This window comes from Reichenbachiella carrageenanivorans, assembly GCF_025639805.1.
GTDB classification, from domain to species: Bacteria; Bacteroidota; Bacteroidia; order Cytophagales; family Cyclobacteriaceae; genus Reichenbachiella; species Reichenbachiella carrageenanivorans.
Map to the genome: position 1 here is coordinate 2797644 of NZ_CP106735.1, position 12694 is coordinate 2810337.

Genomic DNA, 12694 nt, shown 5'->3' on the forward strand with positions numbered 1-12694 from the left:
TATTAAAAGACCATTGGAAGGGGGCATTGTAGCTCACGCACCGACCGTGAAGGTTTGCGTGGGTCGCCCCATTTGAAGCTGTAGGTTAGTGAAATCTCATGAGCACCACCACTTTGGATGCCGAGATTAGACAACGTATAGTCAAAGCTGTAGCCTATGGTGAACTTCTTTTGGGTTACCCCAAACATGAAAATCAAAGATTCGTTGTTGGCTCCGCCACCTTCTGGCGATTTGAGCGGAATACCCCTATACCACATGCCAAAGATTACGGGCTCCCAAGTGAAGTAAAGTCCCAAGTCCAATTGATTGAATTCGCCTTGTGCTCGATAGTTGAACGTAGGAGACAGGCTTCTTTTGGCTCCTGATGCTGTTTGCCCACGATTAAAGCCAGATTTTAAGGGAATCATATATCCGCCATGTATAGATAGTTTTTGTGGCAGGGGGCTGTCCTCTCCCAAAAAGGATTGGTTGGGCTCTCTGATGTGGTGCATGGATACGCCAATCCAGCTTCTGGCCGAATATACCACCCCCCCAAGAGCAATATCAAAGTAGTTGACTTTCCAATCTGTGTTGAATTGCTCTGCACTCGGATTGCCTGTTGGGCCATTGTTGTCTATTTGGTCTCCAAAAACTAGTTTGTTGAAATTTACATTTCTAGAGGTATAGGAGAGCTGAAAGGCTGGGCGAAAGACCCATTTATGGTTCACATTTACCTGATAGGCATATTGCAAGGCTATTTCATTAGATTGTAGCCCTACAAGTCCTTCTGTGTCATTGACAAAAATAAGCCCTACACTGCTGTTTTTCTCGTCAAAATTGTTGTCTGCATAGACCGAAAAGGTTTCAAAGTTGGCATCTATCGATGGCCATTGGTTTCTGTAATTGATTCCAGCACGGCCTTGTTGGGTGATTCCTGCCAGCGCAGGGTTCAGATACAAAGGTGCTGAGTAATACTGCGAAAATTGAGGGTCTTGCGCCCAAACCTTGTTAGTAGTAAGTAAGCTAGCAGTGATTAATAAAAAGAATGAAAATCTTTGCATCTGTTTGTTTGAATCGAGCTTACGCTCTTAAATAGAATCGTTGCAAAATATAAAATATTGTCCCAAATCAGAAATGAATTATTTTTTGTTGAGTCAATTGCATTGAAATATATTTTGTCACCGTTAGTATTAGTAATTGAGTTATTTTTAGCCCTTGATTAATATACTCCTAAATTTTTTTAAAAGGACACTTTAAGATTTGAGAACCCTTACCGAAATGATGAACGTTGTGAAATCGAAATTTGCGCTTTTGTGCGTTTTTTTTATCGTATTGAGTTCGTTCAGCTTCTCCCTTCAAGCGCAAAACTATTCAGAATATAATTGGTTGTTTGGTAATTCCACAAGTACCATCACATTCAACAAGTCAGATGCACGTGCGCAGCTCGATACTTTACAGTTCACCCCTTATGGAACTGGTGGTGGTGCTGTTATTTCTGACCCTGTTACGGGCAACTTATTATTTTATACCGACGGAGAAAATGTTTATGATGCCACCCATACCTTAGTACCCAATGGGGCAGGTCTAGGGGGGGATGCCACGATCAATCGTGCGGCCTCGGTGATGCCGATGCCTTATACTGATGGGGAGTATTATATATTCACTAATCCTGGAGCTAGTGGTCCAGAAATTCTTTATACAGTAGTAGATAGAACCGTACAGGGCAATGCCGCTGCAGGCGAGCCTCCATTAGGAGATGTAGATGCTGCAAGAAAGAACTTAGGCACTGGGCTTATGAACCCATCCGAAGGCATGATCGTGATTCAGCAGGACAAAGACAACTATTGGGTGATCACTAATGATAGAACTACTTTTGATTTTCAAGTATTGCCTGTAAATAATGGTGCAATCGGAGTCGTGCAAGTGTTTGATCTCAATGATTTGGCTGCTCCAGATTTTGAAGCGGCTTCTTTTGCCTACGATTCGGTTAATTCAGTATTGGCTGTAGCCCCTAGAGATGCCAATCGCAATGTAACCTTATATGACTTTGATATCCTCACAGGTACACTTACACTCAATCGAGCGATACTCAATACAGGAAATGCTGATTTTGCCACAGAAGCGGTCTACGATATTGAGTGGTCTGCTAGCGGTGATAATCTATATGTCTCTCGACATGGAGGTGCAGGAGTAGAGGCGGATCTATACCAGTACAACATCAATGACCCACTCAATACCATCAATTCTATCCTTTTTCAACCAGTGTTTAGAAGTTTTGGAGTACAGCGTGGTCCTGATCAAAACATTTATCATCTCTACCAACAGACCAGTACGGCGGCTATTGAGATTGGAGTGATCACCGAAGCAGATAGTTTGTTTCACGCAGATAGCTCGTTTTTCAATGTGGGTTACGACAGTTTGGCGTTTACACCTTCGGGTATTGCTGGTACGCAATTCCCTCATTTTCCAGCACCACATTTTGAGATGTTTGACTCTGTTGGTTTTGCTGTTTATGATTCTTGTGCGCTATTGTCTACCAAGTTTTTCTCTAACGTAGAGCCACCTGCACAATCCTATTTGTGGGACTTTGGAGATGGGGCTACTTCTACAGCTGTTAACCCCATTTATACCTATCAGGTAGGAGGGACTTATCCAGTTTCGCTCACTGTAGAGCTCAATGGTATCATAGAAACCTATACACGTACGGTCAATGTAGTGGACAATGATTTGCAAATCGACCTTGGTATGGATACCGTGAGATGTGTCGGAGAAATTTTTACTTATGATGCTGGAGCAGGGGGAGCTTCTTATTTTTGGAACACGGGTGAAATTACTCAGACAATCAATGTAGATACGACAGGACTCTATTCAGTAGCTGTACAAAGTGCTGCCACGGGCTGTATCAATTATGATTATGTAATGGTGACCACCTATGAAGATACCAATATCTTTAGAAACCAATGGTATTTTGGAGAGCAGGCGGGGATAGATTTTAATCCACCCACTACTACAGCGATTACTGATGCCAATCAGATGAGTTCTCCACAAGGGGCATCGTCTGTGTCAGATTATAATGGGGATTTACTGTTTTACACCAATGGAGAAACCATTTGGAATAAAAACCATAGAGTGATGGACAATGGAGACAATATAGGAGGAGACCCCAATTCCAGCCAAGGTGTTATGATTGTGCCTGTACCCAGTGACCAGACCAACTCTAACGACAGCTCGCTTTTCTATGTATTCACTTCAGATCCTATCTATGGTGATTTTAGTTATGACATGAAGTATGCCGTAGTGGATATGCGTAGAGATACTGCACAGGGAGAAGTTATTGTCAAAGATGTTTCGTTTTTTACGAATAGTACAGAAAGAATCGCCGCATTTGGGTTAGGACAAGGGGTGACTTGGTTGGTCACTCATGAATTTGGAAACAATCAGTTTCGATCATATCCCATTACTGGGGCTGGTATTGGGCAGCCGATTACTTCTTCGGCTGGAAGTGCTATGCGGTTTGATGAGCAAAAAACAGGACGGGCACAGATGAAGTACGCCGCTGGTGGTGGCATCATAGCAGTTGCCTTTCAAGACACCAACGAAAACTATATAGAACTCTTTAGTGTGGTGGACAGTACTGGTGTGATTACAGGACTAACCAAAATTGACATCGCAGAGCCAGCGCCTTCATTGATCTATGGGGTGGAATTCTCTTCTAGTCTTCAAAAATTGTACGTCAGCACCAATGGCACAGGAGGCTCTAAACTGCTGCAATACGACTTAGATAGCTTGTACGCACCTACAGCCAAAGCCGATATTCAAGCAACTAAATTTGTGTTGGGCAATGATACAGGGTTGCAATACGGAGCTCTACAAACAGGTTCGGATGGTATTATTTACATGGCTGTAGATGGCGAGACTGCTGTAGGTACAATTAGTAGCCCCAATAGCAACGACAATTCTGCGAGTTTCTCAGTCAGTGGTTTCGACCTCAACGGACGAGTCAGTAGATTGGGTTTGCCCAATTTTGTACAAGAGTTGCCACTCAGTGCACAAGAGCCAGGTATCGCCTATACCAATCCTTGTTTAGGACAAGAAACGGTTTTTGATGGAACGGGTACTTCCATAATAGATGAATTTTTCTGGGCGTTCGACGATGGCACTTCAGCGATTGTAGAAGATACTACACATTTGTACAACCTAGTGGGTGTGTACAATGTGAGCTTGCGTGTCACCAACCGATGTGGACTGGATACTCTGTTTGTAGAGCCAGTGGAGATATTCCCAATACCAGCCAATCCTACTTTGCTAGATGCCGTGGCCATTTGTAATGGTCCTGTCACTTTGGAAGCGTGGCCAGTAGATACCGCTGCTTTTAGCTATACTTGGTCTACGGGAGATACTACGCGTACCATAGTGGTAGATACTCCTAATTTGGTCAATGTCTACATTACTAATGAAGAAGGATGTCAGTCTGAGCCAAGAGAATCATTTGTAGACGATACGCGGCCTGAAGTGGATTTGGGTACGGACCAAACCATCTGTGAAGGCGTGGCCTTTCCTGCTTTGGATGCGCTCAACCCAGGTTCCACTTATCTATGGGCTATCAATGGCTCCTCCAATGGAAATGCCTTGCGGACGCAAACCGTAGATACTTCGACACCAGGAGTGTATACTTACGAAGTAACTATAGAAGATATTTTGAATTGTGTAGCAACAGATCAGGTAGAGTTTACAGTAGCCAACAGCCCTGAGTTTACTACTCTTGGAGGAACTACCTCAGGTTGTGGAGCGACCGATGGCACGATTGACATTGATGTGACTGAAAGTGGGAGCTTCACTTATTCGGTGAGTGGCCCATCAGCTATTGGGGTTACGCCATTGGCAGGGCCATTATTCGTGACTACTCCTAATACATTACGCTCAGGGGGATATTCCGTTTCTGTTACTAATACACTTACTGGTTGTGCACTGGCTCAGGTGGCGACCGTAGACGATGCAGGAGCAGGGTTTACTATAGATGGGTATGTGCCTACTCCAGACTGCCCAGGGGATGGAATACTTACGTTTAATCTAGATGTGGCAATAGCCAGTATAAATTACGAGCTGTTCAATAGTGAAGGAACTACCTCGGCGAGTGGTTCTGCTACTCCATCTCCCACACCAACATTCGATGTGAATGATCTCGATTCTGGCACCTATTCTATAACAGTAGTAGAGAATATAAGTGGCCTGTTGTGTAGGCAAACACTTGATAATATTATTTTGGACGGAAGTCCTGCAGCAGATTTTACGACCACTCCTCAGAATATTTGTGGTACAGAAGGAGAAATTAATATTTATCCGATCAGAACGGATCCCGCTATTACATATACATGGAGTGGACCTGGCATAGTAGGGACTTCATTGGGCGAAACAATAACTGTGTCTGCAGGTGGCACTTATTCGGTTACATCATCCAATGGTGGCTTCTGTGAAGTCACGCAGACCATGGATGTAGTGCAGAGTCAGGCACCTGAGGTAGAGATTCTTACTGAGGGTCAGGAGTGCGAAAGCGCTTATGTGCTGTTTGCCAATGTGACTAATGGATTGGTGGGCAACGGTGGCTATCAGTGGGACAATGGTGCCAATGGTTCCAGAAGAGGAATCAACTCTTCTGGAAGTTACGAGGTGCTGGTGCTCGATCAGGGCACGGGCTGTACAGGCACGGCCACTAAAGATGTAGAAGTATATAGTGAGCTCACCGTTTTTGCAGCTGCGTCGCCCAATTGCGATGATAATGCAGAAGTTTTTCTAACAGCTTATGCCAATATTACAGAGGACGTCACATTTACATGGACAGGGCCTGAAGGGGAAACATTAACTGATCAAGATGCTGAAATTTCTATTAGCGAAAGCGGCAACTACACCATACATGTAGCTTCTACCTTGAGTACTTGTGAAGCAGATGCCTCACTGAATGTGTCGGTCGTACCTATCACAGCTGATCAATTGCTATTAGGGGAGAGAGAAACGTTTTGTAGTGAAGACCCTGCCAACAGCTCGGTAGATTTGGATCCAGGGCTATTCAGTACCTATGAGTGGACGATTGTCAACGATGATGTGCTTCTTTCCACCGATCGGGTATACAATACCAACGCAGCAGGAGTATACGAAGTCACGTTGAGTAATGGATTTACCTGTACCAGAGACGTTATAGAGGTGTTGAACGACTGTTTGCCGAGAGTACATGCACCTAACGCATTTACACCTTCAGCTTCTCCTGGATTCAATGATGAGTTTTTTGTCTACCCGAATCCCTATGTGAGTAATTTTGAAATTAAAATTTTCTCCAGATGGGGTGAAATGATCTATCAGTCTAAGGATATCGCTTTCCGGTGGGATGGTACTTATCGAGGCGAACTGTTGAAAATAGATACTTATGTCTATGTGATGACTTTCAGAAGTTTGCTTAATCCAGAGCTGGGGGTGATCACTCAGCGTGGAGGTGTGGCACTCTTGAGATAGGTTAATGCTGGATTTCGGCACGGTATGTGATGAACCTAGTCTGACAAATAAAAATAAGAAGATGAAAAAGTATTTGATTATTACATTTCTGTTTTTGGCGGCCATTAGTGTGTCGGCCTACGAATTTGCTGATTTCAAATTTCTACCTACCTCTTTGAAGGTCACAGTATTGGACGAACTAGGGAATCCGGTAGAAGCAGCAGAAGTGACTTTGTTTAAAAACAAGGAAGATTATAAAGCCCATGTCAATCCATTAGAGAAAAAAGTAACTGATGAAAGTGGCGAGGTGGTGTTTAAAAAATTAGACCCTAAGTCTTATTTCGTTCATGCCGATTTTCAAAACAAAAACAATGTGGGATTAGGTGTGCAAACAGAAATACTTATCGAGGGACGTATAAATAAGGTAAATACAGTAGTACAGTAAGTATGAACAGAAGTTGGTTGCAGTCTGAATTGGAAAAATATCAGACGGCCTATGTGGAAGAAGAAAAATATAAAAGCAGGTTTTTGGACCTGCTTTTTTTTGATAATTGTTTTGAGCGTTCATTGTTGACAGGTCATATCACAGCATCTGTTTGGGCTTTGACGCCAGATTACAGACAGGTGGCTTTACTGCACCACAAGAAGCTTAATAGGTGGCTACAACCTGGTGGTCATGCCGATGGTGATGAGAATGTGCAGCGAGTAGCTTTGAAAGAACTCGCAGAAGAGACTGGTATCACAGATGTTCGCTTGTTAGGCGATTCGTTTTTTGATATAGATATACATGCGATTCCGGCTAGAAAGGAAGTACCAGCTCATGAACATTACGATGTGCGATTTGCTTGTGTCGCTAATGATCCGATGCAACTCATGAAAAATGAAGAGTCTAATGCTGTGGATTGGATCTCATTAGATGGCCTTGAAGAAAAGGTGGGACATGAAGTCTCCATCCTGAGAATGAGAGAAAAAACGAGTAAATTTTAATGCAAATTACCGATGACCTTCAACGAATTTTTCAATTAGTAGAGTCGCCTCAGCGAATCATCTCACTAGTGCCTTCTTTGACCGAGCTGCTCTTTGATTTGGGACTGGGAGATCGTATCGTGGGCGTGACTAAATTTTGCATTCATCCAGCCCAAGTGCAGCAAACGGTGAAGAGAGTAGGAGGTACCAAAAAATTTGATTTCGAAAAAATAGAAGCACTTCAGCCTGATCTGATTATTGCCAATAAGGAGGAGAACTATCGAGCGGGCGTGGAGCAGTTGTGTGAAAAGTATCCTGTGTATATCTCAGATATCTTTGAGCTCAAAGACGCTCTCCGAACCATTGAAAATATAGGGGTGATGACTGGTACTGAAGCACTGGCGCTGCCGATGATAGAGCAAATTCAGCAAAGTTTTGATGAGGTGAAGGGCAAGCTTCAAGGTGAAGTGTTATATTTTATTTGGCAGCAGCCTGACATGGTGGTAGCTACGGACAATTTTATCGACGATGTGTTGCAATGGTTGGGCCTGGACAATGCCGTAGCTCACCTCACTAGATACCCCGAACTTTCCGAAGAAACTTTAGCCAAATTATCACCTAATTATGTTTTTCTTTCATCCGAGCCCTATCCATTCAAAGAACGGCATATCAGTCGATTTCAATCTCTTTTTCCAAATGCCGAAGTACTTCTTGTCGATGGGGAGATGTTCAGCTGGTATGGAAGTCGCCTGATTCATTCACCGAAATATTTTATGAGTTTACCGGTATCTAGAAGACGTTAGCCTATTTCTAATCTTTTTTTTGGTTTCCCCGTGGGGGTAAAAAATTGTTTGGTTTCCCTGAAAGTGTAAAAACATTTAAAGGTTATGAAATCAGAAATGAAAAACGCAAAATCAATAGTAGTATTCGCACTCTTACTCACGGTGTTTCAATCCCAAGGTCAAAATAAGTATGATGTTCAAGAGGAGCATTCGGTCAAAGAAAGGCCTTTTCAAATCTCACTTGTCCCAGGCTTTGGGACGAGTAAGGGCCCCAAAGAAGGCTACATCAATCAATTTTCACTTAACATCATTGCTGGCTATGAGTATAGTCTAGCTGGTGCTGAATTTGGCGGGTTTTATAATGTCAACCAACAAAATATACATGGGGCGCAGTTTGCTGGTTTTGGCAATGCAGTGGGTGGTGATGTGAGTGGTGCACAGTTTGGCGGGTTCGTCAATACGGTGCAAGGGAAAGTACATGGTTTGCAGTCTGCCGGTTTTGTTAATGTGGTAAATAAAGAAGTACAAGGAACACAACTCTCTGGTTTTATCAATCTGGCTGATAGTATCAAAGGACTTCAGGCTGCAGGAGCGATCAATATAAACAAACGCAATGCAAACGCAGTGCAATTGGCTGGTTTGTTCAATTATGCCCAAGACATAGAAGGGACACAAGTGGCGAGTTTGGTCAATAGAGCGAAGCATGTAAAAGGTACGCAAATTGCCCTGATCAATATTGCTGATACTGTAGAAAAAGGTGTTGTTGTTGGTTTGATCAATGTCGTTAAAACAGGTAAGCACCAACTGGCAATAGAGCACAATGAAGTGATGGATATTAATCTAGCTTTTCGGTCAGGTACGAGCAAATTGTATAGTGTACTATTTGCAGGAATACAGGCACAAAGTAACTTCTTGTGGTCTTATGGTGCAGGTTTTGGTACGGAGTTCAATCTCAAAAACAAGTGGAACTCAAGCGTAGAGTTGACCACTCAGTCGATCAATGTCAAGGAAGAACACCATGAGGAGTTGAACCTACTCAACCGCCTCAGTTGGAATATAGACTATCGAGTGGCCCAGCATCTCACTGTATCTGCTGGGCCAGTGTTCAATGTGTATGTTACCAAAGTGTACGATCCCGCTACGGGTGTATATGGCGATGATATAGGGTTGGGTACTTTCTACGACGAGACGAGTTCAGACACCAATATTCAAATGTGGGTGGGTTACAATTTTGCCATCAAATTTTAGAGAAAGAGGAGGTTAGGAGCTCACTTCAGCATCTAACCTCTTTTTATGTTTTAGTTTTATAGATGAAGGCTGGCAGAGTGTATTTCTGCTAGCTTTTTTTGAAGTACCTCTCCCAGATCAGAGTTGCCAGTTGCTCTGCAGCACCTTTTTCGTTTCTGAACCAAAGCTCTGGTTCGATCAGTTCTAGTTCGGAGACGCAAAGATCGCCATCGTTGCCCCAGATAAAATCTACACGAGCTTGTGTAGGCACAGGATCGCACGCTGCTACTACGCGCTCTGCAAACGCAATCTCAGCGGCAGTGGGCTCATAGGTATGCACGGTGCCGCCAAAATCGTCTTGTACTCTAAAGTCTCCTACTTTGGCTTTTTTTAGCACAGCGTGAGAATATTTGCCCCCGAAGACCATGAGTGTGAGCTCTCCTTTATCAACTACATGATGTTGAAACTCTTGTAGAAGCATAGATTCTTCTTGGATAAGCGTAGAAAAAGTATTGGCTATAGCATTGAGCTGATTGTTGTCGAGTTTGTAAGTGTGTCGCCCACCACCAGAGATAGCTGGTTTTAGGATCGATTGCTCCCATCCGGATGCTTGTACTATTTCGTGAAGGTTTTTGCTTTCGCCCTGAGGGATGAAAATTGTAGGAGGAATTTTGATGCCTCGTGTTTTCAAATCTTTGAGGTAGCGCTTGTCTATATTCCAGCGGATGGTTTCATAAGTATTGATGAGTTGGGTCTGGTCTTTGATTCGATCCAGCCACGCTTCGAATTGATCAAACATCCCATCGTCATAAATATCCCATGTAGTGCGAATCATAGCGCATTGTGTGCTTGTCCAGTCAAACTGCTCATTGTTCCAGTGGGTTTTGTGTGCTTTGAGTCCTATGTGAGTAAGCGCATTGATGAGTAGCTGATCTTCCAAAAGTACATTTTTTGCATAATCGTCGATGGCTACTTCATTGGTAAACCGAGCATCGGTAAGTAGTACTATATCGTAAGTGAGCATGTTGTTTTTTTGCGGAAAACTAGTAAAAATACATGCTCAGAGATCGCCAGTAGTAAAATATTATGGAATTTTGTTAGTTATAAAGAAGCATTGGAATATTAGGAGATAAAATATCCATATTTTTGCATTTTTAAGAACAACACAATTGTAATAATCAGCATCATGCAGCTATCTACTTTGAATAAAACTTTACTTTCTCTAGGCCTATTTTTAACTCTAGCTATTGCCGCACAAGCGCAGGGCAATATCCAAGCTCAATTCGATCAGTTTTATGAAACCGAGACTTCTTCTTGGCAAGATTACAAATTGATAAAGAAACCAAGGTTAAAAGAATTTTGGACTGTAGTGGCTGATACGATCAAGGTAAAAGAAGGCAAAATAGCTTCAGCTAGAGCTGAAGTGAAGTCTTTGAAAGGGGAGCTGGTTGCTATCAATAAGCAATTGGCGGAAACGCAATCCAATCTTGCGGCGAGCGAAGAGCGCAATGATTCCATAGAGTTTATTGGTATTCAGATGAGTAAATCTGGTTACAATACCTTGGTGTGGTTGATTATAGCTGCTTTGGCTATAGGGATAGTGAGTCTGTACCTGTTGTATTTGCGCAACAACAGTACCACTAAAGAAGCTCGAAGATTGCTAGCTAAAGTGGAAGAAGAATATGCTACACATCAAGAAAAAGCAAGAGAAAATCAAACCAAACTCAAAAGAGAGTTGCAAACGGCACTAAACACGCTACAAGAGCACAGAATCAAAATTTGATGGCTTAAAAAAATAAAAATGAGAAAGCCCTTACTTGGTTGTCGAGTAAGGGCTTTCTGTTTATGGCGTGTATACAGTATAAAACTGAAAATGTAGATAGTTCGCTATACTAGTCTACCTTTGCCTCGATGAAATACGAAGATTACCACATCAGTCCAGAACTAAAGCGAAACCTTGAAACGCAGGGATTCAAGCGGCCTACCGACATTCAGTTCAAATCTATCCCTGCCATTCTCAAGGGAGAGGATGTATTAGCCATTGCTCAGACAGGTACAGGCAAGACCGCTGCTTTTGCCATTCCAGTGATCGATCGATTGCAGCGTTCCAAAAAACATGGGAGAGGTGATTCTATTCGCTGTGTAGTGATGGTGCCTACACGTGAGCTGGCCATCCAGATCACGCGAGCTTTTGAAGAATTGGCTAAAAACACCAAAGTACGTGTAATGAGTATTTTTGGGGGGGTAGAGCAAGATCCACAAATCGCCAAATTAGCGAAGGGTGTAGATGTGATCGTGACAACGCCAGGTAGAATGTTCGACTTGGTAAGTCAGGGGTTTATCCTGCTCGATCAGGTGGAAACGGTGGTGCTAGATGAGGCCGATCACATGCTCAATCTTGGGTTTATCAAAGACATTCAAGATTTGGTGAAATTCTTACCTAAGCGCCGGCAGACACTTTTTTTCTCCGCTACGATAGACGATAAGATCAAAAAAGTAGCTTATTCACTCGTGCATAAGCCTATCCGTATTCAGGTCTCGCCTAAAGACCCCGTGTCTAAAAATGTAGATCATGCGGTAGCTTTCATCAAAATGGACGATAAGCGTTTTTTCTTGGAAAGGCTCATTGGTGAAAACCCAGAGCAAAAAATTCTTGTTTTTGTAAGAACCAAAGTTAGAGCCGAGCGAGTATTGGCTGCTATGACGAGAGTCAAAGTGGATGCTCAAACCATCCATGGAGACAAGGATCAGGATGAACGAAACAGAGTGATGAGCGCTTTTAGGGCAGGGAGAAATAAAATATTAATAGCCACAGATGTGAGCGCCAGAGGGATAGATATTCCTAATGTGGATTTTGTGGTCAACTATGACCTCCCAGACGAACCTGAAAACTATGTGCATAGAGTAGGCCGTACGGGACGTGGCAAACAAAAGGGGCAAGCCATTAGTTTTTGCAGTCCAGAAGAAAAACCAATGTTGATCGAAATTGAAAAATATACCCACACGCCTGTGAAAATCATGGACATCGAGTGGAATACCTATCAGGATACCTTGGATCTTACCGCAGATACAAACGACAATTGGAAACAGTTGATCAATGAAGCTGAGGCCAATCCGCACAAACCTAAGAAGAAAAATAAAAAGAATAAGAAGCGCTAATCTCTATTTGAGTAGCATCAAACTTACTGATCCGTGTAGATAATAAAACAGGGACATTGCTGCTATCATGGCCATATAAACCATGTCTTTAGTTGATA

9 protein-coding genes are annotated in these 12694 nt (G+C 42.9%); 7 read left to right on the top strand and 2 right to left on the bottom strand.

The genetic code is table 11. The features are described 5' to 3' along the window. Window positions 1–2 precede the first annotated feature (2 nt). On the bottom strand, window positions 3–1040 hold the full coding sequence (locus tag N7E81_RS11065) for a PorP/SprF family type IX secretion system membrane protein (protein ID WP_263049655.1): 1038 nt from the start codon (window positions 1038–1040) through the stop codon (window positions 3–5). A 229-nt stretch (window positions 1041–1269) separates the two neighbouring features. Between N7E81_RS11065 and N7E81_RS19315 the strand changes: the two genes are divergently transcribed. From N7E81_RS19315 to N7E81_RS11095, 5 genes are all read left to right on the top strand, one after another. Then, the gene (locus N7E81_RS19315; RefSeq protein WP_317624037.1) at window positions 1270–6483 is read left to right on the top strand and encodes a PKD domain-containing protein; all 5214 of its coding nucleotides are present in this window, start codon (window positions 1270–1272) and stop codon (window positions 6481–6483) included. Between the two features lie 61 nt (window positions 6484–6544). Then, window positions 6545–6907, top strand: coding sequence for a carboxypeptidase-like regulatory domain-containing protein (locus N7E81_RS11080; protein ID WP_263049656.1), 363 nt, complete (start codon window positions 6545–6547; stop codon window positions 6905–6907). A 2-nt stretch (window positions 6908–6909) separates the two neighbouring features. Then, window positions 6910–7449 carry an NUDIX hydrolase gene (locus N7E81_RS11085; protein ID WP_263049657.1) on the top strand — a complete coding sequence of 180 codons (540 nt, stop codon included), beginning with the start codon at window positions 6910–6912 and terminating at the stop codon, window positions 7447–7449. Beyond that, entirely contained in the window at window positions 7449–8231 is a 783-nt protein-coding gene (locus tag N7E81_RS11090; protein ID WP_263049658.1) for an ABC transporter substrate-binding protein, read from the top strand. The genes N7E81_RS11085 and N7E81_RS11090 overlap by 1 nt, the downstream gene beginning before the upstream one ends. Before the next feature lie 96 nt (window positions 8232–8327). Further along, window positions 8328–9458, top strand: a complete 1131-nt coding sequence (locus tag N7E81_RS11095; protein ID WP_263049659.1) for a hypothetical protein — start codon at window positions 8328–8330, stop codon at window positions 9456–9458. 88 nt (window positions 9459–9546) lie between these two features. On the opposite strand, the gene N7E81_RS11100 is transcribed toward N7E81_RS11095, so the two are convergent. Continuing rightward, window positions 9547–10461, bottom strand: coding sequence for an ATP-grasp domain-containing protein (locus N7E81_RS11100; protein WP_263049660.1), 915 nt, complete (start codon window positions 10459–10461; stop codon window positions 9547–9549). A gap of 162 nt (window positions 10462–10623) precedes the next feature. On the opposite strand from N7E81_RS11100, the gene N7E81_RS11105 reads away from it, so the two are divergent. Further along, window positions 10624–11220, top strand: a complete 597-nt coding sequence (locus tag N7E81_RS11105; protein WP_263049661.1) for a hypothetical protein — start codon at window positions 10624–10626, stop codon at window positions 11218–11220. Between the two features lie 128 nt (window positions 11221–11348). Next, window positions 11349–12596, top strand: coding sequence for a DEAD/DEAH box helicase (locus tag N7E81_RS11110; protein ID WP_263049662.1), 1248 nt, complete (start codon window positions 11349–11351; stop codon window positions 12594–12596). Window positions 12597–12694 lie beyond the last annotated feature (98 nt).